Origin of the sequence: Gimesia alba (genome assembly GCF_007744675.1) — a bacterium.
GTDB classification, from domain to species: Bacteria; Planctomycetota; Planctomycetia; order Planctomycetales; family Planctomycetaceae; genus Gimesia; species Gimesia alba.
On the sequence record NZ_CP036269.1, the window covers coordinates 6,672,860 to 6,698,696 of the forward strand.

The window sequence follows — 25,837 nt, forward strand, 5'->3', positions numbered from 1 at the left end:
CTTTTCAAAGCCAGAACGCAATGCGACCGGCAGGAACGTGATTCATTTCTCGTTTACTTCTCGCTTTTAGCAATTTTCTTCAGTTGTTTGAGTTCTTCGGGAGTGAGCCGTTCTTTCTCAGCCAGTTCCATCAGCAATTGCCCAGTGGACCCGCCGGTAAAGACTTCTGCCAATCGCCGCACCATCTGACGGAAATGGGTCTCGCGTCGCAACTTAGGCGAATAAACATACGCACGACCGACGCGTTTTCGCGTCAGCAGCCCGCGCTCAACCATGCCCACGAGCACACTTCGCAACGTGCCGTTATCAATGTCCCAGCCGAACGCGGCCTGAATTTCAGCCGGTTTTTGCGGCGCGTCTTCCCATAACAGACGCAGTACTTCCAGTTCATTTTGATTTGGTTGATCCATCATAGTGCCTCTGATCAAAATAGAATGCGGTTCGACAACCCTGAACTGTGATTCTTTCACACTTTCCACAAGTACACAAGATCAATATGTGACTTTCCCACACATTGATTCAAATCAGTTCACCCGGAATCACCAAACAGAAAATTCACAAGGCGAAATTTTCTTTCCGGAACAATTTCCCGCTGATCAAAGCTCCCTTGACGCGACCGCGGCATTCCAGATGATCTCCGATCTGCGTCGCGCGCGAGAACAGTACAGATTCAGTTGAATCAATCTGCATCGGTTCAAAAGGAGCACTATCAAAGTGACTGGTTTCAGAGCGATTTTTCAAAACGCTGCTCATCTGCACCCGACGCATCAACGCACTTCGGCCCGCATTCAACCGCTCTCGACTCTGATTCAAACACGTTCGCACCCGTTTCCTCGCGTTCTGACGCATGATAAAATTATCCTTCCTCTTGACCTCACTACGCCGATTAAGAAAATTCCATCGTGACGAAAATGAGAGATCACATGAACCAACACAGAAGAGGGCTGCGAATTCACTAAGCATCCTCTACCGACCAAGGTTATATCGAATAGACACGCAGACCAAGAGATGAACAATGCGCACTGGTTGTGTCCCTCAATGTGAGCGGGTCGGCGCTAGCCGCCGTTTTTGTGTTAGGCTTCCTGGTTCAAAAACGGTGGCTAGCGCCATGCCGCTCATCTCTTTGTATCACCTTGTCTGGGTGAACGAAACCAGCACTGTCGAACACGCCGACAATGGCACACGCAAGCATAATACAATAGGGACATTCAATAATTTCGCACACTCATTCCCTGATCTTTTCGTGAGGTTTCGTGTTTTTCGTGGTAGCAAAAAGGAACAAGAGAGAACACTCTTCATAGAATACTCACCGTGTGCCACGGCCCGGCTTGTCCGGCCGTGAAAAGTAGTTCACGGATACCCAGCGATAGAATCGCAAAAAATGATTTAAGGTTTCAGGAACCCTCATATTTGACTCTGTAAAACGCTTTACCTTACTTTGCACCATAAAATTCATCCCAGGTCATAAACCCAATTTTGATCTCACTGATGTGACTACTCGTAAGTAGCTCAGGCAATTGCCCTGAAAAAAACGCGACTAAAAACTCAGTCATAGATAACTGGTAACAAATTGGTTCACTACGAGTATCCACAATGATCTCCCATGTGTTCGGATCCCCATTAACCCACCAGTAAAATGTTAAACCCTGGTCGTAAGATCCCCATGGCAACGCACCAGGAAGTGTCGGGTAGACAGCAGATATAATTTCAGGAGCGTATAAGCAGGTTTCATTGGCCACATACAAGAAATCGTTTGAGAAAGAAATGCCCTGATCCGTAACCAGATCCAAGATTTTCCAGGCAGGATAGCCTTCTTCTGTAAAAGCACCGCTGGAATAATGGTTCAAGAAATCAATATAATCATCCGGTAGCTTGAGTGGTCCCCCCAATTGCTGATTCAGAAAGTGTCCATATTCCCCCTTCGATTGATGATTTGAAGGGGGAATAAGTTGAATCAAATCCCGTATGGCATTTTTGAACATTTTTCTCAAATCTAGAAATTAAATGAATACTCGATTATTTTTTTAAGAAACCGGCTTGCTTTACATTTCTGCAATAGCAGCAAGTCTCAACATTCTCATTTCCCATCTGTCTCAAGCGACAGATGGGCTCGGATATTATCCGGGCCGAGCGCAGCGAGCAGGAGATATTGGGGAAAGGCCAGAAGCGTATCTTCTGCGACATGGTCCTGCTATCATAGATGACTCGGCTTCCTGTTCAAGTCCTTCTGAAACTCAACGGGGATCATTTTACTCTCCCGAGGAAATAGCCATGATCGGTCTGCTGCAACGTGTTGTCTGTTCAACCGTAATCCTGCTGGTGTTAGGCGGCAGCTATAACACGCCGGCGAACGCAGCCGAGCGTCCGTGGAATGTGGTTTTCTTTCTCGTAGACGATCTGGGCTGGACGGATCTTGGTTGTTATGGCAGCGACTATTACCAGACGCCTAATATCAATCGACTCGCCTCTGAGGGAATGAAATTCACGCAGAACTATGCGGCCTGCAATGCCTGCTCGCCCACACGCGGCGCCTTGATGTCCGGCATGTATCCCGCCCGCACGCATCTGACTGACTGGATTCCGGGCTGGGCGAAACAATACCGCGATTTTCCATTGAAACCACCGGAGTGGAAGCAGCACCTGGATCAAAAATATACGAGTCTTCCCGAAGCATTGCACGACGCTGGTTACAAAACACTGCACATCGGCAAATGGCACCTCGGCGGGGCAGGAAATCTTCCACAGGATCACGGTTTTGATGTTAATATTGCCGGCACCAAGCGGGGACTGCCACGCAGTTATCACTTTCCCTATGGTGGCGATGCTCTGAAGTGGGACAGCAGACTGACGGTCGAACAGCGCGAAGGGCGTTATCTTACCGACCGGCTGACCGATGAAGCAGTGACGCTGATCAAGCAGCAACAGAACAACCCTTTCTTTCTCTACTTCTCGTTTTATTCGGTACACTCACCGATCCAGGGACGTCCCGATCTGGTACAGAAATATAAACAGCTGCCCCAAGGGGAACACCACAAAAACCCTGAATATGCGGCGATGGTTCAGTCTGTCGATACAGCAGTGGGCCGCGTTCGTAAACAGCTGAAACAGAGCGGCATCGCCGACCGGACGCTGATTGTCTTTACATCCGACAATGGCGGTGTCTGTCGCAAGACCAGCAGCAACGTTCCCCTGCGCGGGGAAAAAGGACAGCATTGGGAGGGGGGCACGCGAGTGCCTGCCATCGTGCTCTGGCCTGGCGTGACACAGTCCGGCTCTGTCTGTTCTGAGCCGATCATCACGATGGACTTTTATCCGACGCTGCTCAATATCACCGGGGCCGAAGGAAACGCAGCTCACAATAAAAATGTCGATGGCGTCTCACTTGTTCGGTTGTTGAAAGATCCCGCAGCCTCACTCGACCGTAAAGCGTTGTACTGGCATTATCCGCATTACAATGTTTTCATCGGCGTCCCCTATAGTGCTATCCGGGCGGGCGACTATAAGCTGATCCACTTTTACGAAGACAATCACAGCGAGTTATACGATCTGGCTCATGACCTGAGTGAAACGCATGATCTGTCAGCAGAGAAACCAGAGATCACCGCGCGGCTTCAGAAACAGTTGCAGGACCATCTGAAACAAGTCGGAGCGCAAATGCCGGTTCCCAATCCCGGTTATAAACCCGCGAACTAAGCTGCGTCTCACGCTTTTCGCTTTAGTTGCAGCAGCTCAATCTATTCGCGTGCTTCATTCTTGTGACGTTGGACAACGGACTTGCGATCCTCGAACACATGAGCGGCATGGCGCTAGCCACCGTTTTTGAACCAGGAACCCTGACACAAAACCGGCGGCTAGCACCGACCCGCTCACTTCATTGTGTCACCTTGTCTGGGTGAACGAAACCGGCACCGTCGGTCAAGCCGACGGTGGCACACGCAAGCATAAATCAGTAGGAACATGCAATAACTTCACACACTCATTCTCTGATATTTTCGTGTGGTTTCGTGGTAGTTAAAACAAAAGAAACTCTCTTCAAAAAACACGGATCAGCTTGCCTGGGCTTCTAATCTAATTCACTGTGACACAGTGATTGAAAGGTAGGGGTGGTGCCTGTGTGCCCACCCGCCTGGCGAAAATCGACAGACTCTTTATCGATCAATTGGGACTAGTTTCATCGTTCGAACACGACAACGCAGATCAACGCGAACCCTGCGGGTAGACACATAGGTCTACCCCTACGACAATGCACATAGGAACGTCGAAGACATCGTTATTTCTCTGGCAATCGTTCCAGCTGCTCGCGGGCTTCGGTTTTGAAACGTGGGGCGGCGGACTGGTCATCCAGAATCTGCTGGAACAGTTTCCTGGCGGCGGCTTTCTGATCGGCGGCTGCCAAGGTTCTGGCTTTGGATAATAGCATCGTATCGCGCCAGACTCCTTTGAGTTTTTCGATGTTGGCCCGCTCTAAAGCCGCCAGTGCCTCAGCATATTTGCCCTGCCGCGTCAGAATGCGAGCCGCCCCCTCGATAGACTGGAACTGCTCAGAAGAACCAACGCGTCCCGCCGTTTCATAGTTCTTTCGATACGCGTCGAGTGCAGCGTCGTCATCCTTCAGATTGCGTTCGCGGTTGATCGCCATAGTGAGCAGAATGCTCGTACGGCGCCGACTGTCAGACGTGAACTCGAGCGCAGTGGTTAAATCGGCTTCCGCTTTTTCACCGGCTTTCAAACCGACATAAGCCCGCCCCCGGGCAAAAGCGACGGCTCCCTTCTGCCAGAACGGCCACTCCACAAAATTCTCTCCACCGAACTGATTGATGATCTCTTCGAATTCGCGTTGCGCCAGCAGGTTCTCCATCTGCACCGTTTTCCTGACGGCATCCAGGCGAATCTGATCAGCAATTTCAGCAGCCTGTTCATAGTCCTTCAAATTGCGCGCACACAAGGCGGCTTGCTGCAACGCGTTTGCCTTCTGCAAGTCTGTGATTTTTTTCTGTTCTGCTAAGGCGAGGAATGCGGTCAGCGCGGCTTTCGTTTTGCGCTGTCGCAGTAATTTCTCCGCAGCCCGGTTGGCGATCAGATAATCGGTGACACTCGGATCCGCTTCAAACTGATGTGACAGCCCCCGATAAAAGTGTGCAAACTTGAGCGGCTTGTGAAAACCTGAGGCCCCCGTCGGCGCAAAGGCAGAATACTCTGTGCCGTTCTCGCGGATGCGCTGGCGACAGACATTGATAAACCAGGGCAGGCTGACGGTCGGCTTGTGCCCGATGACCTGATGCAGGGGGTCGTTTTCATCCTGCACGATGGGGATGCGAATCTCAACCGTCCAGTGATCGTCGGCGATCTGCGTGGCAACTTCGGCCTGCGAGTCCCAGCGGAACCAGTTGTTCTTGTCGGTTCCGCGATCCAGATCCTCCAGTGCGCCGGCAGGATTGACGGCGATCTGATAATAGTTGTGCGACTCGGTTGCAAGTAGAATTTCGATCGCATCGCCGTACCAGAGGGCCTGGTCCCCATTTTTCGCAGTCGTAATATTGGGCTTTTCTCCCGGTGCTTCTTCACAGCGGATCGCGAAATAAAGGTTGCCACCAATCCACGTCGATTTAATCGAAGTCCCATAGATGGGCTGTTGACCGGTTTGCAGTTCGCGCAGTCGACCGGTCGAGGCGGTGGGACATTTCTGCCAGAGGGCATCGTCGAGCCTCCCGTCGATCACAATTTCACCCCGGGGATCACCGACCAGCCTGAGTGTGGGCACCGGTCCCCGTTTCTGTGCCAATTGCTGACTTTTGTTGCGCAGTCCGTTGAGGTAGTTATCAATCAACTGCACCCGTTGGGCATACACCGAGTTATCACCGACTTTCGCTTTCGCAACCGCAAACAGTTCCAGCGCGCGACTGGCTTTGTCGGCTTCTTTTTCCATTTCGCGCCAGTGCGCTTCACAGTAACTGAAAAATGCCTGCATTTCGTTCGCAGCGGGTCCGTAAAACAGGCGGCAGTATTCATCAAACATCGCGACCGCATTCTGATCCTTGCCGCCCCAGTACATCCGCGCGGTGAAGTAAATCAGAAAGTGATTAAAGCCAACGGCATCCTCGCGAAAGTTCATCGTGAGCCAGATATCTTCCCCTTTTGAAATGCCTTTGGTCTCATTGATGCTTTCGCCTAACGTGCGGGGAATATAAGCGGGCAGATAAAATCCGCGACCGGTAAAAGGATAGTTCTCAAAAATCACGAGCGGGTTATCGGTCTTCTTGACCCAGTCCGCGCGCAGCTGGCGAATCTCGTCGCGGTTGGCATTCGTAGGACGACGGCCGCCGACAATGATGACCTGCACGTTCGGCTCAAGCTTGTCGATGTGGAGCGGCGGCTGCGTGTACGTTCCGTACGCACAATTGGAAATCATCTTATCCGGGTGCGTTTTACGAACTTCTTTTGCCACGCGGTTGACAAACTCCCAGACATAATCTGAGAAGGCACCGCGATAACCGCGTTCGGGAGTGTCTTTCCCTTTGCATTTTTCGCACTGGCAGATGGCGGTGTAGCCATCGGGGGGCATGATCGAAACGGCGTCCATATCATAGTGATCGAATTGCGCTCGCGCATAACGGACCGCTTCCTGGAACAGTTCTTCATTCGAGTAACAGAGTTGATTGAGCCGTTTACCTGGCTGCGTATCTCGCTTGCCTCCGTACAAAGCAAACCATTCAGGATGATCTTTCAACGTCTGTGCGTTGTGTGTCATATGATCCAGACCATGCGCTGCCTGCCGTCCAAATGGTTGTCGCACTCCCAGATGCATGGCCCACATCGCCGCCTCCCGACCGTAAGTACCAAACCGATAATTGATGGCCCGCAAGGGAAAGTCGGGATGCACACTCTCGTCAATCACGGGCAGGGGGATGGTTTTCATTGTGGGAACGATCTCGCCCAACTCGCCCGGCAGATACCAACGCACCCCCAAGCCGCGCAGAAAACCGCAGACAGCGTTGAAAGAACCACGCTCGTCAAATCCCCAGACATTCACGTTTCCGTTTTTGTCGAGCTGCTGCTCTTTCGGAGTGCCGAACAGTTGCGTAGGGCCGGTGTAATGCTTGTACATTTGAGAATGTGGGTATCCCCAGTGTTTCCCGGTGATCTTATCCCACGCCTGTTGTGCTTTCCCGTTGACAACATCTCTGTTATTGCGTGGCCAGGGCTCGGTGGGAATAAAGTCGGTATCATCGCCGATTAACGCCAGCCAGTTCTCTCCGGAGACAATCCGATACGCGCCAAACTTCAGCCCCTCGTCCGAAATCCCCCGCTGATCCAAATGCGCACTGCGGCCGATGAAAATGTGAACTGGCTGCGTACCACTGGGCTCCGTCACAATCTGCAACTTCGCGCCCGATATTTTTTTGATATAAGTCTGCAGTTCCTGCGCCGCGAGTCGTGTGGTTCGCGGCGGTTTGCTGGAAATGATAATTTCCGCGCGCGGCTGCCCCTGTTCCACCAGAAAACGTTCTGCGGTAGACGAGGGTGCCGCGTGAAGACAAACCCAACAGAGAATACCAGCCAGCAGAGCATGTTTGATCATGGCGCGTCTCACTTTTCAAGGGAAGAGAAATTGGCGCCATTCATTTTGAAGCCCTACCAGCAAGAGTACAAGAACCGAGTTGAGAAAAGACGCTTTCAATCTTGTGAGGAACTCCTGTAGACGAAACCTAAATCGAAATCAGGCCGATTGCCTCCCCGCAGGAACAAACCATTTCATTCACCCTAAGATTAGTAATACTTGTCACTTATGACTACCAGGACAGAAAAAAGCAGGGAATTTAAAAGTCAGACCAGAGCCTTCGATGCCTCCTGGTTGTTTTAGTTTCCCACGTAGACGGCAAAAACCTTTGGTTTGCCTTGGTCGGGATAATTGACTCGTACCGCGAGCTTTCGCTGATCAGGCATCGCACTGCGTTTCCGTGCAGGCCAGATGACCGGGCTGCGGGTGCTGGCTTTGGAGATCTGTGCTGCGTTGGTGCCTGAGAATTCGGGAAGCGGTTTGTCATTTTCGTCGAGTAATTCGATAGTGAGTGGCGCAGCGGGTGTGACACCTTCCACGTTCACGAACAATTTCAGCTCACCCTGTGTTTCAAACGGTGCGGTCACAAAATGCGCGGCGGAACCGGGTACTTTGCGCGAGAGAAACCCGAAGCCGTCCCGCCGCATGGTCGCGAGACCAATTTCCATGTCCTTCAATTTCCCGCCAGTATCCCAGTGTGAATACCACATCATCGTTTGATCGCCCACATTGGCAAAGGCGTGTCCCTGCAGTAATGCGATGTCGTCCCATTCACCTTTGCTGCCACGCGCGATTACCTTGTGGTCGGGGACCGGTTCACGAAAATGAATTCCGTCGTTACTGACGATTAAGCCCAGATCAATTGAAACACCTTCGTTCCAGTATTTCCCATCGGCAGGTTTTTTCTCTGCGTCCTGCCACATGCCGTAGAGACCCACCAATACATTACCACGATTCCAGAACCCCGCTCCCATGTGTGTTTGCTGACCGGTAACAGGTGTGGCCGTCAACTGACCTGGACGCGCAAATGAAAGTGCTTTTGCGCGAGACCAGTGATCAAAGTCGGAGGAACGATAAGAGAGCATTACGCGACCGACGTCACTACCATCCATGCGCCAGGTCCAGGGAGAAATTAATTGGCCGTTCGCGTAGTAAAAATTTCCGAAGCGATATAAACCTGAGACTTCGAAACGTTCGCCGCCGGCATTCATCGGGCGGTCGCCGACCACATTCCAGGTCAGACCATCGGCGCTGGTGGCACTGATAAAGGCACCCCATCTGCGTTCATTCGGTCCAATTTTACTTCGTCCGCCGCGCACATCATCGAATGGAGGGTGCGCGATATAAACACATTTATAACGGCGTTGCGGGTCGGGGTCATGGGGCTCATAAAGGACTGTCAGAAAATCATTCACTTTTGCCAGGGCAGGAACCTGAGATTTGATCAGGCAAATGTTGTTCTTTGTATTGCCATTAAAGTCAACGAGATTCAACTGCGGTTTCGTCCAATGAATGCCATCCTCACTTTCGGCGTAGCACATCGGCCGCCACCAGCCAGGGGCCTGCCCGCTTTTGACTTCCGTTTCGAACATGCCAAGATACCACATGCGAAATTTCCCGTTGATGTGTATTACGCTGCCATACAGAATCGCATGCCCATGATCGGGAGCCCCGTTCGGACCGCGACGGAGCACCGGGTTCGCGGGATGTTTTGTCGCTTGCAGGGGCGTGAATTCCAGATTGTCTCGCCAGGGAATCGCGTAATCGTCGAAGGCAAAAAATACCGCTTCCTCTACTTCAGGGCCGCGGGATACAGAGACGCGTCCGGACGACTCAGGCAAAGCAGGCGGCGTTGCCGACTTTGATCTCTGCCTGATGGGAACGGCGTCCTGAGCGATTAACGTGGAAACAAAAAGCGGGCAGTAAATGACCAATGCCAAAGTTCCCACCAGAGAAGTCGATCGCAGGCGCCGTGATATTAATGAAAGCATGATTTCTCTTTCGTTTCAGTTCACTCCCATTTCGGGAGGAGGGAATTCAATATGTTGTTTTTTGTTTTACTCTCGGGAATGATGAGGTCTTTTAACTGTTCCAGATCAGCACCAGATGTGTGACCATTCAATACTTGTGTGACCCAGCGCGAATGGGCGTCCTGACCTGTCTGTTTTTGAAACTGGCCGAAGTGGTCTGCGTTATAAAATGTTTTGTCGAGTCTCAGACTCTTTAATTCGTACTGATTATGATCAGCGGTCCATTTTACATCGCGCCATAAGAGTATTTCAGGAACCAGCGTCTCATGCGGATACTTGATTGCTGCGAGATAATCATAGACCGCGGGATAGTCGGGCAGAGCTGGCGCGCTGGCGATAATGGAATCATTCAACTGCACTGCGCCTCCGGTCGCCTGGAAGTTGAGCCCCATGAAAGTCACGCGCCGCGCTTCAAAGCGACAGTTTTTTGAAATACGGACTTCGTTTTTGCCGGTCATGCGCCGAATGAAAACATTATCCAGTTTCAGCGAACAGGGACGTTCGGGAGGTGAGCGGCCTGTAAGATACAATGTCTTCGCTGCGGAAGAGAGGACTATCGAATTGCTGAGCGAATACCGGCCCGTATCAAGAAAATAAAGGTCGAAACCAAGACAGTCACGGATCAGAACCCGGTTGTAGCTGGTTTCACTGGCTCCCGTATCGCAGATCCCCGTCGAGTTGCCGATCGAAACAAAACCATCGACGCGATACTGGGCTGTCTCATGCGCGCTGATGCCGTCGTCGCCACACTCAATCGCCCGGATATTCTCGAACAACACATCTTCACAATGTCCGTGAATGTTAAATCCATCGTTATAAGCGTGTGTCGCAGTTAAATTGCGGATCACTAAATGGGCGTTGTGCCTGGTTCCCGAATTACTGAACTGCACACCGGCAGAGCGCGTCGGCACGCGAATATTTTGCTCGTCTAGTTTCTGGCCGGGGGGGAGTTTTAAATAAAACGTACCAGAAATCTGTGACGGTTTTGGCATTTTGATGTCTGTGTTTTTGACGAACGTCCATTCGCCCGGTTGCAGCGCCTCGGGTTGTTTGAGTGGTTCACTCGGGCCTTTGGAAGTCCGCCCCATGTGAACCATCTTACCGTTCCAGAGAAAAAACCAGCGCTGAATGATGGCATCGTTCAACTGAGGCAGCAGTTGGTCGCACTCAAATAAACCTTCGCCTTTATCCACCCATTGACGGGGATCAAGCGGGTCGGAACCTTCCAGTGTTGCGCCGTGTCCATCCAGGGTGATCGGTTTTCCCGGTGCGCCACTTTTGCCATAAAAGCCGGCGTATTCATGATAAATTATGGGCTGCAGATGAATCATATCGCCGGGTTCCGCGATGCGAATGGCCTGTTTGATCGTTTTGACGGGGCCCTCGGTGGAAGCGTCGTTTCCCTGCTGCGGGTCGACATGAATGTCGCGCGCGACGAGCAGCGGAACCCCGTAGAGCAAAACCAGAATCAATGATCCTACTCGACTGATTCGTTTCCACCAGCGGTTTTCAGTTCTGCTGAAGAATATGATCTGAACCATATTAAATATTATCTCTCATCGGTGACCGTGAATTGTTCTCTCAACGCTGACGATGATGCAAGTGGAATTAGCCCTGTTCATGCTTCTCTTTTGTTTCCGTTGAAATCAGCCAGTCCTGGGATTGCATTTGCATCATAGTACGGGCGCGGTTGGAGTCGCGATCGCGAATCGCGGCTGCCAGTTCTTGATGCTCCCAGATCATGCGTTCGCCACTGATTTCGTCGGACTGATAATCGTGATAGGCGGATTCAAAAAAACTCACTAGGACGCGCTGCATGCCCGCGATCAGCTTTGATCCGGTCATTTGCAATAAGTGAGAGTGAAACGCGATATCCAACTCAGAGATGCGGGTGGTCTCTTTTTTTCGAATGACGGCTTCAAATTCATCCGCGAGTTCACACAGTTGCTGACATTGTTCGTCGGTCCCGTTACGGGTTGCCAGATCAATGGCTCCCATTTCGATGACATAGCGCAGCATCGCCAGCTCAGAAACGTCCTGTTGCGAATCGACGAGCGACGGCAGTCCGAGTTTCAGCAGCCGTAGCGGGTCGGGACGGCGTACAATCAGACCGATGCGTTTTCGACCTTCAAGCAATCCGAGCGCCACTAATCGGCCAACCGCTTCGCGCGCTACCGTCCGCGAGACGTCATATTCCTCAGCCAGATCCGCTTCGGTCATAAAAAACGCGCCGTCGGCCAGTCTTTCGGACTGAATTCGCGCACGTAACCGCTCGGCAAGATCATCAGGCTGGGTACTTTGATTATGAATATCTGTTGCCATAAATACCATTTATTTGTAAAAATAAGCTATTTACATCTAAAATATACAATATTTCTATCAATAAATAGTATCTATTGCATTTTCTGCTGTCAATCAATTTTTGAGAACCATCATGAATTCGATGCCCGATCTTTCTGAATTGCAACGTTTTGACACACCAACAATCTGTAATGCCATTGAGTTATTCGAGGTTCGTTCGCCCGCCGCGGGTTATATGAGCCGGGAGATAACCGCCTGCTTTCCCGCGCTGGCGCCGATGGTGGGTTACGCTGTTACAACAACCTTTCGTTCGTCTGCCCCGGCTTCCAAAAGTGACGTCGATCCGAATCTGTCTTTCAGACAACTGGAGTCTTTTGCTGATTTACCAGGACCTGCAGTTGTTGTCTTTGAGGATCTGGATCATCCGCCTGCAGGGGCCACTTTTGGCGATGGGATGTGTTTGACTTACAAGACGTTCGGGGCTGCGGGCTTGATTACTTCAGGCGCAGCCCGTGATCTGGATAATGTGCGGAAACTTGACTTTCCCTGCTTCAGTCACGGCACCATGAGCGGCCACGGATTCTGTCATTTTGAATCCCTCAATATTCCCGTACAAGTAGGCGGCTTAATGATCAACCCCGGCGACTTACTGCACGGTGATTGTAATGGCGTCGTCACGATTCCGATTGAGATTGCAGCCGATGTTCCTTATGCGTGCGAACAGTTTCTCAAGCACGAAGCCACTGTTCTCGATCGTCTACATGCGGGTAAGACCGACCTTTCAGGGCATCAACGGGCATTGCAGGAAATGAGTCGGCGGCTCAACGATCTCAAAGTGGAATTACAAAACCGTTTGAATTCCTGAAAAATCGATCACATCACAGCGGGTACACAAATGAAAGTCTGTTCTGCACAGAGAGCCTCTACCAAGAGTTGTGATACCTGAAAATACTCGCAACTCTCGCAATGAACCTTACGAAGTGGTCGTGTATCAATGGTGAACTACTTCCCGTTCTTTTGTTTTATCATTTGCCGCAGTTCATAATAGACCTCAGCATCTGACACGCTGGTCGTTCTAATTTGATCATACGACATACCTTTGACGTCCATTAGATATTCGACCAACAGACGCCAGCGGACATAGAGCGGCGGAACAAGGACTCCGTCAGAAATTTTCATCCATTCCGAACTGCTGCCTGAGTCAGCAATATGTGATTCGTACTGCTCCAGGAGTGTGGAAAGACGGTAATCAGGTGCGGTCCGATCTCGAAGGTGCGAGATGTACTCGGCATATCCTTCTCTTTTCCAGTCCAGAGCTGTACTACTCATTCCATAACGCGCATTCTCCAGGCAATGTGTCATCTCATGAGCTAGCGTACGAATCAGGTGCATTTCCAGAACAGGCCCCCTGATTCGTATCCGATTCAAGTAGATGTCTCCATTCAGAAAGACATTATTCTGTGAAGCCTTTGCCAAGACCGGTCTGGCCAGCAGACTTTCCAAACGACGGTATTTTGAATTGGCAACCAAAAATACATTGATCTTGGGCTGAGTTTCTATCAACTCAGAATCTTGAATAAGCGAGAGACTTTGATCGATTACATTTTTCCACCGAGAATCAATTTTTGTTTCTGAATAAACTGTGATGTTTCGATGGGTGAGCGAATGTTGAAACAGGGCTTGCGGGTAATAGAGTACCCATACATACGCCATCATCGCTAAGAGCATTAGCGTGCCTGAAATAGACACAATTTTTTTAGTACGCGATTTCATGATTTGTTCTGTGCCGTTGTTTTCGTTGTTATGCAGCCAGTCAGTACTTGCGAAGTCAATGGTAGTTTACTAGCTCATCTACATAATTCTGGAGCTCTTTCCACTTTTGTTCTCGTGACCAGCAATAGGGGTAGGTGCTCATCATGTAATAAAATTCTGGCATTACATCGATGAGTCTCTGGCACGACTTGGTCAGAGAAGGGGGACAGCCTGATTTCTCGGGACACTCCACAGCATCAAAAACCGGATGCCAGCCATCTGGGACATTTGAAGAAACATCAAAATATCGAATCGTATCGAACCAGAGAGATTCGGCAGGGGAGTCATTACGGCCCGACGACAGAACGATCTCAAGCAGCCGGTAGAATGGAAAAATCAATACAGCAGGGTTTTCGTGTCGAACTGCGAAATATCGAGGGTCAACACATTCCATATCAGTCACCCACGAGAAACCAAATGAAGTCGTTAACACGTTCCCCCAAGCAACGCTAAACGGAACCGAGCCATCAGCGTATTCCCCCGACAAGCCTAATTCATAGGGAATGTAATCAAGAGATGACAAATCATCTGGGATTCCGGTGAAATGGCATGGCTCAACATTGTATTGGTTGTATGCGGCCCGTATACCATCCAGCGAGTTAGCAATCGCTTGATTTTGATCTTGAGATAACGGATGCATCATGGACGGCTCTTCGATGAATGGTAAAACCAGTTTTTCATTGCATGATTCAAAATTTGATGCTTACAAAGCATCGAACCATTGTAGAGACAGATCACCAATTCGTAGAGACAGAAAAAGGCTAAGCAGGTTCGGTACTGTGAATATTATTCTGAACTAACAGCGAGCAGGGTAAGTGAGATTCAGGTCGTTCCTGGTTTTCCGGAGTGCAAAAGGATGATGATACATTCACATCTATTGTAACCGTTCGATTTGCGCGGGTTTCGGCCTTGTGTCGTTCTGCGGCTGATGGATCATCGACGATCTGCTGGAATGTTTGCAGCACTTTCTGTTTTCTATCCGCAGCAGTCAGGGTGTTGCCTTTTGTAAGTAAGAGTGTGTGGTGGCATGTACCTGTGAGCTTTTCGATCTGTGCCCGCTGTAGCGCTGTCCGTGCTGCGTCGAATTTGCCCAGACGTGCAGCGCCCTGGACTGACTGAAACTGCTCAGAAGAACCAATTCGTCCACCAGAGTCATCGTTTCGTCAATAAGCGTCCAAGGCAGCAGAGTTATTCTGCAGGTGTCAGGTTCCGTTCGAAATTAAGACCTCTCGGTTCTAAGTTGTCTGTCGTAAGCTGCTTACGACTATTTGTCCACCATCCTTCGATTTCTGATGAAAAGGTGGTAACATTTGGCCGCGTTTTACGCTCAGTACTTCAGACGCGGGTTCAGCGGGCCTCTTTGTTTATGGAAATATAATTTGCTGTTCAAGCCAGATCTAATTTAGGAGAGAGGGATTAACGATGTGTAATAACTGTAATTTGAATATCGATGCGGAACGCACGGATGAATTCGGACAGAAACTGTTGCAGATTGTGAACAACAGCGCCATCTCGCTGATGCTTTCACTGGGGCACCGGGCAAGACTGTTTGACATTATGAGTGAGATGGAACACGCCACCAGCGAACAAATCGCGGAGCAGGCCGGTTTAAATGAACGTTATGTTCGCGAATGGCTGGGCGCGATGGTCACTGGCGGAATCGTGGAATACGACCCGGTATTAAAAACCTATTTTCTACCCGCAGAGCATGCAGCACTTTTGACGCGAGCTGCGGGTTCCAATAATTTTGCCACAACGATGCAGTGGTTTTCCGTGCTGGGAACTGTCGAAGACAAAATTCTGAATTGCTTTGAAGAAGGAGGCGGCGTTCCCTATTCCGAGTTTGCCCGCTTCCATGAAGTCATGGCGGAGGATAGTTATAATACGGTCGTCTGCGGTCTGTTCGAACATATTCTACCACTGGTACCCGGACTGGAAGACAAACTGAGAGCCGGCATTGATGCGCTGGACATTGGCTGCGGCAGCGGTCTGGCTTTGATCGAAATGGCAGCCAAATATCCCAACAGTCGCTTTACCGGCTTTGACATCTCGGAAGAATCGATTGGACGGGCCCAAAAATTCGCTGCAGAGCGGGGCGTCTCGAATGTGACGTTTCAGGTGCAGGATGTTTCGCAAATGAACGCGGCGAACTCCTTCGATTTAATCACTGCCTTTGATGTGATTCACGATCAGGCCAAACCAGACAAGGTGTTACGTGAAGTCAACGCCGCTCTGAAGCCGGGCGGAACGTTCCTGATGCAGGATATTGCTGCATCCAGTCATGTGGAGCAAAACATCGATAATCCGCTGGGGCCGATGTTTTATACGATTTCAACCATGCACTGCATGACCGTCTCACTGGCACAGGGTGGAGCGGGGCTGGGAACCTGCTGGGGCAAAGAACTCGCCTGCCAGATGCTGGAAGAGGCGGGCTTCAATAATATCGATGTACAGGAACTACCTCACGACATTATGAATTATTTTTATGTGATGACAAAAATGTGATGACCGAATCCCCTTATTCGGTGTCTTCCCAGGGAGCAGAAATTAAACGATTTCTGCTCCCTGTTTGTTTGGAATTTCGTTGAAATCAGCGGCCACCGATTGAACTGAAAAATCGATTGCGATTAAAATGGGATATTCATGTAGACTTTTAATTGGATGTGAGACGCCGATGCCTATAATCTCAGTAAGTTGAGACAATCGTGTCTTGGAAGAGAAAAAATCTCGAGAATCACTGAAGAATGTGCTATTTAAGGCCTTTCCAGGTGTTGATTTTGCTGCAAGAATGCCGATTATAAGGAATAATTCTATTGCGTTGAGTTTACCGTTTGACGGAGCAATGGTGAACAAACAGTAGTGGAGAACACGGACGTCTGAAGCTGGAATCTCAATCTCCAAAATGGTGTTTGAGAGGGAATCGCCCTTCCAGACGAAACGATTCATTAAATTGTGAAAACCAAGTGTGAAATACTCCTGCGTCTTTCCCTCCTTGCGGGCCACGGTAAAACGTGACTCGAATCATGTCTGAGAGAACACCTCGCGTTTTCCATGGTTTCATATTTTCAGTGATTGATTGTCTGGTTTTCCGTTATCAGTTAACAGGGCCAGACTTCGGGACCTGAGTTTCCGTCAAAGGGAAAACAGGCGCAACGATCACCAAAACAAACAATTATATTTTCAATCAACTGAGACTGTACCGCCTGAATTGAGGCGACTACCGGGGAGTAAAAAACAGAATGGCGACCACAGACGTGCCTGGTGCAAATGGCAAACTCAGCGAGCAGCTGGATGCTGTTGTAATTCGTTTTTGTGGAGATAGTGGCGATGGAATGCAGTTAGCCGGCACGCAGTTCACGAATGTGTCGGCTGTGTTCGGTAATGACGTCAGCACATTACCTGACTTCCCTGCAGAAATTCGCGCACCCGCCGGCACACTGGGCGGCGTGAGTGGTTTTCAGATCTGTTTCTCCAGCAGTGATATTTTCACTCCCGGGGATGAAGTCGACACGCTGGTTGCCATGAACCCGGCTGCCTTGAAAACTAATATCGCTGACCTCAAACGGGGCGGCACTCTGATTGTCAACGAAGACGCTTTTGAAAAAAGCAACCTTTCCAAAGCCGGTTACGAAAGTAATCCGCTCGACGATGAAGAATCACTGGCGCCCTATCAGGTTCAAAAAGTTCCGATGACCAGCCTGACGCGAGATGCCGTCGCGGAGTTGGGGCTTTCGCCGCGTGAAGCCGAACGCTGCAAAAACTTTTTCGCGATGGGGCTGGTCTACTGGCTCTACCAACGCGATGCCACACCCACCGAAGAATGGGTCAAAACCAAGTTCGCCAAGAAACCAGAACTGGTAGACGCAAACCTCAAAGCATTACACGCCGGCTTTAACTACGGTCTCACCACCGAAGCGATCACCGTGCATTACCGCGTCGACCCCGCTGATCTGCCACCCGGTAACTACCGTAAGGTCACTGGAAACGAAGCACTGGCATTCGGTTTTGTGACGGCTGCGAAACTGGCTGGCAAACAGCTCTTTTACGGCGGATATCCGATTACTCCCGCCAGTGACATTCTGCACGAGCTTTCCAAACTGAAAAATTTCGACGTCGTCACATTTCAGGCGGAAGACGAAATCGCGGCGATTACCAGTGTCGTGGGTGCCTCTTATGCGGGAGACCTGGCGATTACTGCCAGCAGTGGACCTGGAATTGCTCTCAAAGGCGAAGGCATGGGTCTGGCTGCGATTATGGAATTGCCGCTGGTTGTCGTCGACGTGCAACGCGGCGGTCCCAGTACTGGTCTACCCACCAAAACAGAACAGTCCGACCTGTATATGTGCATGTTTGGTCGGAATGGCGACTGTCCCATGCCACTGGTCGCACCGGCTTCACCTGCCGACTGCTTCGAGATGGCACAAGAAGCATTACGCATCGCCGTCGAATTCATGACACCCGTACTGCTGCTCAGCGATGGTTATATCGCCAACGGAGCCGAGCCGTGGCAGATTCCTGAAATTTCCAGTTTGAAGCCAATCAAAGTTTCTCACGAGAATAAACAACAGGGCGATGAACCATTCATGCCATATTTGCGGGATGAAAAGAAAGCCCGTCCGTGGGTCGTGCCCGGCACGGCCGGCTGTGAACATCGTGTCGGTGGTCTGGAAAAATTAGATGTGACCGGCAACGTGAATTACTCTCCCGAAAATCACCAGTACATGACCACACTCCGGGCAGAGAAAATTGCGGGGATTGCCGACTTTATTCCCGAACAGACTGTGGAAGGACCTGAATCAGGTGATCTGCTGGTGATCAGTTGGGGGGGAACCTATGGTGCGGTTCGTACTGCGGTTAAACAGACCATTCAGGAAGGTTTATCTGTGGCCCACGCCCACATTCGTTACCTGAATCCGTTCCCCAAAAATCTGGGCGATCTGATCAAGCGATACAAGAAAGTTCTGATTCCCGAATTAAATACCGGGCAATTACGCATGATTATTCGCGGCACTTATCTGGCTGACGCCGTCGGCTTGAATAAGGTCCAGGGAAAACCGTTCCTGATCAGTGAAGTTAAACAGAAAATCAGAGAGATGATTGAAGAGAAATAGTTTCCGATTCCATCAGATCTCCTACAAATAACATGACCCTTTACGAAACAAGTTATTGCGTTTAAGGATAGAAAAAAATGAGCGTAGACGTCACACTGCCTGTCCTCTCGCCTAAAGATTTTGCCAGCGATCAGGAAATCCGCTGGTGCCCGCGCTGCGGCGATTATTCGATTCTCGCCCAGATGAAGAAGGTTCTGCCGACTCTGGGCATTCCTAAAGAGAAATTCGTGTTTGTCTCGGGCATTGGCTGCTCCAGCCGCTTCCCGTATTACATGGACACCTACGGAATGCACAGTATTCACGGTCGCGCTCCTGCAGTCGCTACCGGGGTCAAACTGGCAAACCCGGATCTTCAGGTCTGGGTCATCACCGGCGACGGCGATTCGCTGTCTATCGGCGGAAACCACTTTATGCACGTCCTGCGTCGTAACGTGGACTTGAAAGTGATTCTGTTCAACAACCAGATTTACGGATTGACCAAAGGGCAATACTCGCCCACCAGCCCGATGGGAACGAAAACCAAAAGTACGCCGTTCGGCTCGGTTGATCGTCCGTTGAACCCGCTGTCGGTCGCCATTGGTGCCCGTGCTACGTTTGCCGCCCGTTCGGTGGATGTCGACATCAAGCATCTCTGCAGCGTACTCGAACGCGCTGCCAAGCACAAAGGATCTGCATTCGTTGAAGTCTATCAGGACTGCAACGTGTTCAACTCCGGTGCCTTCGAATTTGCTTCCAAGAAAGGCAAAAAAGAAGAGAACGTGATCTACCTGGAGCATGGCAAGCCGCTGATCTTCGGCAAAGAACGGGATAAAGGGATTCGTCTCAACAGCCATGATCAACCGGAAGTCGTTGAACTGGGTAAAGGAGTCACCGAAGACGATCTGCTGTTCCACGATGAAAAGTCAGAAGACATGAACCTGGCGTTTCTCCTGGCCAGCATGCGTCATCCGGAAATGCCCGAACCGATGGGCGTCTTCCGTTGCGTTGATCATCCAACCTACAACGATGCGGTTTACCAGCAGGTCGAATCCGCGACCGAACGCAGCGGAGAAGGGGACCTGGAAGCGCTGTTTAATACCGGCGATACCTGGACCGTTTAAGCGTTCTGATCAAAGACATGAAAAAAGACGTTACCGTTTTCTGCGGTGACGTCTTTTTATTGCGCCGATTCTTCTTCACCGAATGAGAGTCGCATCTGGCGAGTTTCTGTCGGGTCCAGTTCTTTAAACAACAGGCTGGGCTGAATACCTTTGTTGTTCTGATATTTGTCGCTGTTGTATTCAACGATTTCGCCAACCGGTACATTGTAAATGATCTGGCAGATCGCAATGCCTGCATAAATGCGAACCGGCTGTGCCACGGTGATTTCCAACGTCCAATAGCCACAGAAGCCGATATCGCCGACGCCGGCGGTCGCGTGTACAGAAATCCCCAGGCGGCCAATCGAAGACCGACCTTCGAGCAGCGGCACCAGATTGTGTGTTTCGGTCCGCTCAATGGTTCGCCCCAGATAGAGTTGGCCCGGGTAAAGCACCATGCCCTCTTCCGGAATGATGTATTTTCCCAGACGATTGGGACGCGCCATGTCCAGCACGATTTCTTCGTAGACCATCAACTCGTTATGCAGGCACAGGTTATAGCTGTTTGGGTTCAGATACTTTTCATGATAAGGTTCAATGACAATATCGTTTCCCAGGCGTGCTTTAATCTCTTTCCCGGTCAGAATCATGGGGTTCTCATTAACTGCGAAGAAGTAGAAAATAGGTTCTGCATACAGGAAACATAAACCGCAGAGATGTGGCTTTCAACGGTTTAGACGGATGTTTTCAGAAACAGTACCAAGTACTCTGAATTGCGTAACATAGATGTTCTACTCTTTGAGAGGCTTCAACCCGATTCGCGGACAAATTTTCAACAAAGCACATTCGGTGCAGCGCGGCTTTCGAGCCACACAGGTGGCGCGGCCGTGCAGAATCACACGATGCGAAAACGCGATCCATTCTTTTTTGGGCAGGACTTCGATTAAATCACGCTCAATGATTTCCGGATTCTTGCTGGCGGTGAGACCGAAGATATTACAGATGCGTTTCACATGCGTGTCGACGACGACGCCACTCGGAATTCCGAACGCCGTGCCTAAAACCACGTTCGCCGTCTTGCGTCCCACGCCGGGCAGCGCCACCAGCTCTTTGAGCGTGCGGGGAACTTCGCCGGCATATTCATCCGTCAAAGCCTGGGCCATCTTGCGGATATTCGTTGCTTTGGCGCGGAAGAAACCAAGTGGATAAACAATCTTTTCGACATCCGCCTGTTTGCTGGCAGCCAGTTTGGCGGCGGTCGGGTATTTCTTGAACAGCGTCGGCGTGGTCGCATTCACACGTTCGTCAGTGCACTGCGCCGACAGAATCGTCGCTACCAACAGTTGAAACGGCGAATCATGAATCAACGCACACTCCGGTTCAGGGAATAATTTAGCAAGACCGCGCGCGATTGTGCGGGCATGTTTCTTTTTGTCATCAAGTGAGCCGATATAACCGGAAGTCTTCGCAGACTGTGATTGTTTTTTCGCCATATTTTCCGTGACAATTCCCAAATTGGAGTGCTAGTCTGACTGGCATATCTGATTCCACTCAGCCGTGTTTCGTTGTGCGTCTCAGTATGTGGGACCACGGTTTGTTTTTCAATGAATGAAGTATAGAAATATACAATGGCAGCATTTAGCGATCCTTTAGAGCAACATCTTAAAACCTTTTCGGGAACTGTTCCCGTATTGGAATTAGAGAATTGTGTGCTCCTGCCGGAATCGGTGCTCACACTGAGAATCACGGCAGCCGCTGATTGCCAATTGATCGCAGAAGCTTTGGCGGCAGACGCGTTGGTCGCTGTTTCCCTGAAACGAACAAGCTACGATCCGCGAACAAACAAAAACGCTTCCGCTGAAATTGAGTCTGTCTGCCTGGCCTCCATTGTGGCGCCCTGCCAATTGGAGTCGGGCGATTATTCTCTGCTCCTGCAAGGCATCTGCCGCGCGAAATCGGTCACACTGCAAAACTCAGATCGCCCGTATCGAACAGCAATTCTCGAACTGAAACCCGATTTTTATGTCGATCAGCCAGTCATTCAACGCGAACATCGCCAGTTCGAATTACTGCAACAATACGCCAGCATCTTTCTGGAACAGGCAAATGATCCCATTTATTATCACATGCTGCAGCGTGAAATTACACTCGGCAAACTATGTGACATTCTCGCCGGCACGATCAATCTGGAGCCGGTCCTCTCTCAGCTGATCCTGCAGGAACACGATGTCGACCTGCGCAGTGACCTCCTGCTGAGCTTTCTGAAAGCAAAATTACGCGAACAACAGCGCAATCCATTCGCCGGTGCACGCTCGCTGGAATTCAGTCGGAACTGAACAGAAGGCAGGATGCAGGTCGGACGGATCTTACCTCCGTTTTGGCGAAACTCCTTGTGACAGCACTCTCGGTGACTTAAGATAAGGTTCTCTGTTGAATGGCTGCCTGACTCCTGATGCAGCCCGATTTTTGCCTTTGAAGTTTCTGCTGAGGACGCGCTGCAATGAAGAAGCAATCTGTTTTTCTACTGTGTGCCATTTTGGTGTTGCTGGTTTCTGAGCGCACCACACAGGCAGAGTCGACAACCTCAAAAGCAAGTCGTCCTAATATTCTGTTTTGTATCGCCGACGATGCTTCCTTTCCCCACATGGGCGCGTACGGCTGTTCGTGGGTCAAGACGCCGGGCTTCGACCGGGTCGCACGGGAAGGGCTGCTGTTTACCAACGCCTACACTCCGAACGCCAAATGCGCTCCTTCGCGGGCCTGCATTCTGACGGGCCGCAATTCGTGGCAGTTAAAAGAAGCCGGAAACCATATGGCCTTTTTCCCTCCCGAATTTAAAACGTATGTCGAAGCGCTGGCAGACGCCGGTTACGTTGTCGGTAAGACCGCCAAAGGCTGGGCACCGGGGATCGCCGTGGATGCCAACGGCAAACGCCGTGATCTGGCAGGTCCCGCGTTCAATCAGCGAAAAGCGAAACCGCCGGCCACTGGCATTTCTCCCATCGATTACGCAGCCAACTTCGATCAGTTCTTGAAAACCTGCCCGCAGGATCAAGCCTGGTGTTTCTGGTACGGCGGACTCGAACCACATCGCCGTTATGAATACGGTTCCGGCGTCAAAAAAGCAGGCAAGAAGATCTCCGACATCGACCGCGTTCCCTCATACTGGCCTGATAACGAAGTCATTCGCAATGATATGCTCGATTATGCGTTTGAGATTGAACACTTCGATCAGCACCTGGTGCGAATGCTCAAATCGCTGGAAGAGCGAAACCAGCTCGACAACACTATCATTGTCGTCACCGCCGACAACGGCATGCCGTTTCCCCGCGTGAAAGGGCAGGAGTACGAACGTTCGAATCATTTGCCGCTGGCGATCATGTGGAAGCAGGGCATCAAGACCGGAGATCGCGTGATCGATGATTATGTCAGCTTCATCGATTTCGCGCCGACGTTTGTTGAAGCCGCCGGATTAAAGTGGGAACAGACGGGCATGCAACCCGCGGCGGGACGCAGCCTGACCGACATTTTTGAATCAGACAAATCGGGAATCGTGAATCCAAAACGCGATCATGTGCTCATCGGCAAAGAACGCCACGATATCGGCAGACCGCATGACTGGGGTTATCCGATTCGTGGCATTGTCAAAGACGGCATGCTGTATCTGAAGAATGATGAACCGGGACGCTGGCCTGCCGGCAATCCCGAAACCGGATATTTGAATTGTGACGGCAGTCCGACCAAGACGGCGATTCTGGAACTCCGCCGCGACGGAAAACAGGAACAGTTCTGGCAGTGGGCATTCGGCAAACGGACTGCGGAAGAACTCTACTCAATTCAGGACGACCCGGAATGTATGCAGAATCTGGCTGCATTGCCAAAATATCAGGCCGTCAAGCATGCGCTGAAAGAACAAATGCACGCCGAGCTGACCGCACAGAAAGACCCGCGCGTTCTGGGCAATGGTTCTGTGTTTGAGAAATATCAGTACTCAGATCCCCGCACGCGTAATTTCTACCAGCGGTACAAAAAAGGCGATGCGCCGAAAGCGGGATGGGTCAACGAATCCGATTTTGAATCCGGGCCACTCGACTAAGGCAAGTCGACGATTCAGTCAGTCTTCCTCTTTCGCCGATAGATATCCGGCGGACGACTGAAAATATTTCTGTCGCCGGCGTTCCGTCTCATTTGAGGCTTTTGATAAGCCGGCTTTGAGGTCTTCCAGATTCGCCGAACAATACCGGCAGCCGGTCTGATTCAGATGGAACTCGACATAACTCAGATAGTCGGGAGACAGCGTTTCGAGTAAATACCCTCCCAATTGGCTTCGCGAGGGGCAACTCAGACGATTGCGTCTCCAGATTTCACCCACTGAATGCACGCCTTCATTCCGCTGACGAGACAGACTGGCAAGACGCACGCGCAGCGCATCGGAGTGCCTCAATGTGGCTTCGATCTCAGACATCAACTCGATAGAGAGTGATTCATCCAGATAAGCCAGTAATTCCTGATCGGTAAAAGGGCTTTCTTCCATCAGTGGGGAGCCTCAATCAACTCAAAGATAAATAAAGGACATTCTGAAACGCCTTTTCCCATTATTGCTCATGCAGAACGGGCTTTAAAGACTCTTTCTGTAAACAGTTGTGTATTTTGAGAGAAACGCAGATCAAAGCACTCAGGTATGAAACTTTTTTGAGAGATCGGTGAATTTAGTAAAAAAAGGAGCGAGGCAGGGCGTTTTTCCCCTGAGACAAAACGGTTTCTATTGCCGGGATGGTTGTCGCTGGAAGGTTTGCTCGTTAGCATACCCTTAGAAATTGACGCGCTTAAGTTGCGCCTGGTGGCGCCGGAATGCTGTCACTGCTCGGATTCATGCGTACCATATCAGGTCGCACCCATCTATCAGTCATGTTGAAGTCAACACGTAAAAGATTATTGATGGATCATCGTAGAGAGCGTGGCAAATTTATTTGTTTGTTTAGAAGAAATTGAAGGAAACAAAGTGGCTGCTCAAGCAAATGCCTTATCAATGGAAGAATTGAAGGAAAAAGGGAAAGTCCTTCGCCGTCTGATCATCCGTATGACGACCGAAGCCGGTAGCGGACACCCCAGTAGCAGCCTGTCTGCTGTGGAAGTGGTGAACGCACTCTGGTTTGGTGGATTCATGAAATATGATCCCCAAAACCCGACCTGGGACGCCCGCGATCGTTTCATCTTGAGCAAAGGCCACGCCGTGCCTGTGCTGTACGCCGCGATGGCAGAAGCAGGCTACTTCTCAACAGAAGACGTGATGTCGCTTCGTAAACTGGGGAGCCCGTTTGAAGGTCACCCGAACATGAAACGCCTTCCCGGTATTGAAGCCTCCACCGGCTCTCTGGGACAGGGACTTTCATTGGGAATCGGCCAGGCTCTCGGCGCACGTTTGAATAAAAACGGCTCCAATGTCTTCGTCGTGATTGGCGATGGCGAAATGGGCGAAGGCCAGGTTTGGGAAGCTCTGGGTGCCGCTGAAAAATACAGACTGGGCAACCTGACTGCCATCATCGACCAGAATGGCTATCAGCAAACCGGAGCCACCTCAGAAGTACTCGATCTGGGTTCCTTCGAAGAAAAAATTGCCGCGTTTGGCTGGCACACTCAAACCATCGATGGTAACTGCCAGGAATCGGTTGTTGAAGCGTTGGAAATCGCAGCGAAAGTGACCGATCGTCCCAAAGCAATTATTTCGAAGACCAAAAAAGGGTATGGGATTTTGCCAGTACTCGAAGCAGCCGGAGATACCAACTATCACGGCAAACCGCTTTCGCCAGAGTTGGCAGAAAAAGCACTTGCGTTACTCAGTTAGGACCTGCTCCTGATTCTCAGTTCGAAACTGAGAAAACCTGATAGCAGCTCGAGTCAAATCAATATCTAAAAAGTCCAACACACAGACAAAAGAGACATATC

The 25,837-nt window shown here is 50.6% G+C and carries 21 protein-coding genes; 8 read left to right on the forward strand and 13 right to left on the reverse strand.

Going from position 1 to position 25,837, the window contains the following annotated elements:
- Window positions 1–53: 53 nt before the first annotated feature.
- From Pan241w_RS24820 to Pan241w_RS24830, 3 genes are all read right to left on the reverse strand, one after another.
- The gene (locus Pan241w_RS24820) at window positions 54–413 is read right to left on the reverse strand and encodes a BlaI/MecI/CopY family transcriptional regulator (RefSeq protein WP_145221080.1); all 360 of its coding nucleotides are present in this window, start codon (window positions 411–413) and stop codon (window positions 54–56) included.
- 142 nt (window positions 414–555) lie between these two features.
- A complete protein-coding gene (locus tag Pan241w_RS24825; protein WP_145221083.1) occupies window positions 556–849 on the reverse strand; it encodes a hypothetical protein in 294 nt (97 codons plus the stop codon).
- A 584-nt stretch (window positions 850–1,433) separates the two neighbouring features.
- Entirely contained in the window at window positions 1,434–1,982 is a 549-nt protein-coding gene (locus tag Pan241w_RS24830; RefSeq protein ID WP_145221086.1) for a hypothetical protein, read from the reverse strand.
- A 289-nt stretch (window positions 1,983–2,271) separates the two neighbouring features.
- Here Pan241w_RS24830 and Pan241w_RS24835 point away from each other — a divergent pair, with 289 nt between their 5' ends.
- Window positions 2,272–3,693, forward strand: a complete 1,422-nt coding sequence (locus Pan241w_RS24835) for a sulfatase (RefSeq protein WP_145221090.1) — start codon at window positions 2,272–2,274, stop codon at window positions 3,691–3,693.
- A 577-nt stretch (window positions 3,694–4,270) separates the two neighbouring features.
- On the opposite strand, the gene Pan241w_RS24840 is transcribed toward Pan241w_RS24835, so the two are convergent.
- From Pan241w_RS24840 to Pan241w_RS24855, 4 genes are all read right to left on the reverse strand, one after another.
- A complete protein-coding gene (locus tag Pan241w_RS24840) occupies window positions 4,271–7,579 on the reverse strand; it encodes a DUF4838 domain-containing protein (RefSeq protein WP_145221093.1) in 3,309 nt (1,102 codons plus the stop codon).
- Window positions 7,580–7,857: 278 nt separating this feature from the next.
- Window positions 7,858–9,549 (reverse strand): glycoside hydrolase family protein, encoded by a 1,692-nt coding sequence (locus tag Pan241w_RS24845; protein WP_145221096.1) that lies wholly within the window; start codon window positions 9,547–9,549, stop codon window positions 7,858–7,860.
- Between the two features lie 20 nt (window positions 9,550–9,569).
- A complete protein-coding gene (locus Pan241w_RS24850) occupies window positions 9,570–11,129 on the reverse strand; it encodes a glycoside hydrolase family protein (RefSeq protein ID WP_145221099.1) in 1,560 nt (519 codons plus the stop codon).
- 67 nt (window positions 11,130–11,196) lie between these two features.
- Complete coding sequence (locus Pan241w_RS24855; RefSeq protein WP_145221102.1) at window positions 11,197–11,910, reverse strand: FadR/GntR family transcriptional regulator; 714 nt, start codon at window positions 11,908–11,910, stop codon at window positions 11,197–11,199.
- A 112-nt stretch (window positions 11,911–12,022) separates the two neighbouring features.
- Here Pan241w_RS24855 and Pan241w_RS24860 point away from each other — a divergent pair, with 112 nt between their 5' ends.
- Window positions 12,023–12,754 (forward strand): RraA family protein, encoded by a 732-nt coding sequence (locus Pan241w_RS24860; RefSeq protein ID WP_145221105.1) that lies wholly within the window; start codon window positions 12,023–12,025, stop codon window positions 12,752–12,754.
- 137 nt (window positions 12,755–12,891) lie between these two features.
- On the opposite strand, the gene Pan241w_RS24865 is transcribed toward Pan241w_RS24860, so the two are convergent.
- Both Pan241w_RS24865 and Pan241w_RS24870 read right to left on the reverse strand, forming a co-directional pair.
- Window positions 12,892–13,662, reverse strand: coding sequence for a hypothetical protein (locus tag Pan241w_RS24865; RefSeq protein WP_145221108.1), 771 nt, complete (start codon window positions 13,660–13,662; stop codon window positions 12,892–12,894).
- A 55-nt stretch (window positions 13,663–13,717) separates the two neighbouring features.
- Window positions 13,718–14,344, reverse strand: a complete 627-nt coding sequence (locus Pan241w_RS24870; RefSeq protein WP_145221111.1) for a hypothetical protein — start codon at window positions 14,342–14,344, stop codon at window positions 13,718–13,720.
- A gap of 779 nt (window positions 14,345–15,123) precedes the next feature.
- Between Pan241w_RS24870 and Pan241w_RS24875 the strand changes: the two genes are divergently transcribed.
- Window positions 15,124–16,206, forward strand: a complete 1,083-nt coding sequence (locus Pan241w_RS24875) for a class I SAM-dependent methyltransferase (RefSeq protein WP_145221114.1) — start codon at window positions 15,124–15,126, stop codon at window positions 16,204–16,206.
- 42 nt (window positions 16,207–16,248) lie between these two features.
- Here Pan241w_RS24875 and Pan241w_RS24880 read toward each other — a convergent pair whose 3' ends face one another.
- Window positions 16,249–16,704, reverse strand: a complete 456-nt coding sequence (locus tag Pan241w_RS24880; RefSeq protein ID WP_145221118.1) for a hypothetical protein — start codon at window positions 16,702–16,704, stop codon at window positions 16,249–16,251.
- A 236-nt stretch (window positions 16,705–16,940) separates the two neighbouring features.
- On the opposite strand from Pan241w_RS24880, the gene Pan241w_RS24885 reads away from it, so the two are divergent.
- Together Pan241w_RS24885 and Pan241w_RS24890 are read left to right on the forward strand one after the other, a co-directional pair.
- The gene (locus tag Pan241w_RS24885; protein ID WP_145221122.1) at window positions 16,941–18,812 is read left to right on the forward strand and encodes a 2-oxoacid:acceptor oxidoreductase subunit alpha; all 1,872 of its coding nucleotides are present in this window, start codon (window positions 16,941–16,943) and stop codon (window positions 18,810–18,812) included.
- 77 nt (window positions 18,813–18,889) lie between these two features.
- Window positions 18,890–19,912, forward strand: coding sequence for a 2-oxoacid:ferredoxin oxidoreductase subunit beta (locus tag Pan241w_RS24890; RefSeq protein ID WP_145221126.1), 1,023 nt, complete (start codon window positions 18,890–18,892; stop codon window positions 19,910–19,912).
- Between the two features lie 56 nt (window positions 19,913–19,968).
- Here the strand turns inward: Pan241w_RS24890 and dcd are convergent, their stop codons facing one another.
- Together dcd and nth are read right to left on the reverse strand one after the other, a co-directional pair.
- Window positions 19,969–20,541 carry a dCTP deaminase gene (gene dcd / locus Pan241w_RS24895; RefSeq protein ID WP_145221129.1) on the reverse strand — a complete coding sequence of 191 codons (573 nt, stop codon included), beginning with the start codon at window positions 20,539–20,541 and terminating at the stop codon, window positions 19,969–19,971.
- A gap of 141 nt (window positions 20,542–20,682) precedes the next feature.
- Window positions 20,683–21,384, reverse strand: a complete 702-nt coding sequence (gene nth / locus Pan241w_RS24900) for an endonuclease III (RefSeq protein WP_232107268.1) — start codon at window positions 21,382–21,384, stop codon at window positions 20,683–20,685.
- A 135-nt stretch (window positions 21,385–21,519) separates the two neighbouring features.
- Between nth and Pan241w_RS24905 the strand changes: the two genes are divergently transcribed.
- Together Pan241w_RS24905 and Pan241w_RS24910 are read left to right on the forward strand one after the other, a co-directional pair.
- Window positions 21,520–22,227: an LON peptidase substrate-binding domain-containing protein gene (locus Pan241w_RS24905; protein WP_145221132.1), complete on the forward strand. Its 708-nt coding sequence runs from the start codon at window positions 21,520–21,522 to the stop codon at window positions 22,225–22,227.
- Window positions 22,228–22,391: 164 nt separating this feature from the next.
- Complete coding sequence (locus Pan241w_RS24910; RefSeq protein ID WP_145221135.1) at window positions 22,392–23,987, forward strand: sulfatase family protein; 1,596 nt, start codon at window positions 22,392–22,394, stop codon at window positions 23,985–23,987.
- A gap of 18 nt (window positions 23,988–24,005) precedes the next feature.
- Here the strand turns inward: Pan241w_RS24910 and Pan241w_RS24915 are convergent, their stop codons facing one another.
- Window positions 24,006–24,425, reverse strand: coding sequence for an anti-sigma factor (locus tag Pan241w_RS24915; protein ID WP_145221138.1), 420 nt, complete (start codon window positions 24,423–24,425; stop codon window positions 24,006–24,008).
- A 468-nt stretch (window positions 24,426–24,893) separates the two neighbouring features.
- On the opposite strand from Pan241w_RS24915, the gene Pan241w_RS24920 reads away from it, so the two are divergent.
- The gene (locus Pan241w_RS24920) at window positions 24,894–25,736 is read left to right on the forward strand and encodes a transketolase (RefSeq protein ID WP_198000136.1); all 843 of its coding nucleotides are present in this window, start codon (window positions 24,894–24,896) and stop codon (window positions 25,734–25,736) included.
- Window positions 25,737–25,837: the final 101 nt, after the last annotated feature.

What these genes read in the sequence shown, in the direction of transcription:
- Pan241w_RS24820 (WP_145221080.1), bottom strand. Translation starts at nt 413, where the DNA reads ATGATGGATCAACCAAATCAAAATGAACTGGAAGTACTGCGTCTGTTA.
- Pan241w_RS24910 (WP_145221135.1), top strand. Translation starts at nt 22,392, where the DNA reads ATGAAGAAGCAATCTGTTTTTCTACTGTGTGCCATTTTGGTGTTGCTG.
- Pan241w_RS24825 (WP_145221083.1), bottom strand. Translation starts at nt 849, where the DNA reads ATGCGTCAGAACGCGAGGAAACGGGTGCGAACGTGTTTGAATCAGAGT.
- Pan241w_RS24870 (WP_145221111.1), bottom strand. Translation starts at nt 14,344, where the DNA reads ATGATGCATCCGTTATCTCAAGATCAAAATCAAGCGATTGCTAACTCG.
- Pan241w_RS24850 (WP_145221099.1), bottom strand. Translation starts at nt 11,129, where the DNA reads ATGGTTCAGATCATATTCTTCAGCAGAACTGAAAACCGCTGGTGGAAA.
- Pan241w_RS24835 (WP_145221090.1), top strand. Translation starts at nt 2,272, where the DNA reads ATGATCGGTCTGCTGCAACGTGTTGTCTGTTCAACCGTAATCCTGCTG.
- nth (WP_232107268.1), bottom strand. Translation starts at nt 21,384, where the DNA reads ATGGCGAAAAAACAATCACAGTCTGCGAAGACTTCCGGTTATATCGGC.
- Pan241w_RS24860 (WP_145221105.1), top strand. Translation starts at nt 12,023, where the DNA reads ATGAATTCGATGCCCGATCTTTCTGAATTGCAACGTTTTGACACACCA.
- Pan241w_RS24830 (WP_145221086.1), bottom strand. Translation starts at nt 1,982, where the DNA reads ATGTTCAAAAATGCCATACGGGATTTGATTCAACTTATTCCCCCTTCA.
- Pan241w_RS24905 (WP_145221132.1), top strand. Translation starts at nt 21,520, where the DNA reads ATGGCAGCATTTAGCGATCCTTTAGAGCAACATCTTAAAACCTTTTCG.
- Pan241w_RS24855 (WP_145221102.1), bottom strand. Translation starts at nt 11,910, where the DNA reads ATGGCAACAGATATTCATAATCAAAGTACCCAGCCTGATGATCTTGCC.
- dcd (WP_145221129.1), bottom strand. Translation starts at nt 20,541, where the DNA reads ATGATTCTGACCGGGAAAGAGATTAAAGCACGCCTGGGAAACGATATT.
- Pan241w_RS24885 (WP_145221122.1), top strand. Translation starts at nt 16,941, where the DNA reads ATGGCGACCACAGACGTGCCTGGTGCAAATGGCAAACTCAGCGAGCAG.
- Pan241w_RS24865 (WP_145221108.1), bottom strand. Translation starts at nt 13,662, where the DNA reads ATGAAATCGCGTACTAAAAAAATTGTGTCTATTTCAGGCACGCTAATG.
- Pan241w_RS24890 (WP_145221126.1), top strand. Translation starts at nt 18,890, where the DNA reads ATGAGCGTAGACGTCACACTGCCTGTCCTCTCGCCTAAAGATTTTGCC.
- Pan241w_RS24875 (WP_145221114.1), top strand. Translation starts at nt 15,124, where the DNA reads ATGTGTAATAACTGTAATTTGAATATCGATGCGGAACGCACGGATGAA.
- Pan241w_RS24845 (WP_145221096.1), bottom strand. Translation starts at nt 9,549, where the DNA reads ATGCTTTCATTAATATCACGGCGCCTGCGATCGACTTCTCTGGTGGGA.
- Pan241w_RS24840 (WP_145221093.1), bottom strand. Translation starts at nt 7,579, where the DNA reads ATGATCAAACATGCTCTGCTGGCTGGTATTCTCTGTTGGGTTTGTCTT.
- Pan241w_RS24915 (WP_145221138.1), bottom strand. Translation starts at nt 24,425, where the DNA reads ATGGAAGAAAGCCCTTTTACCGATCAGGAATTACTGGCTTATCTGGAT.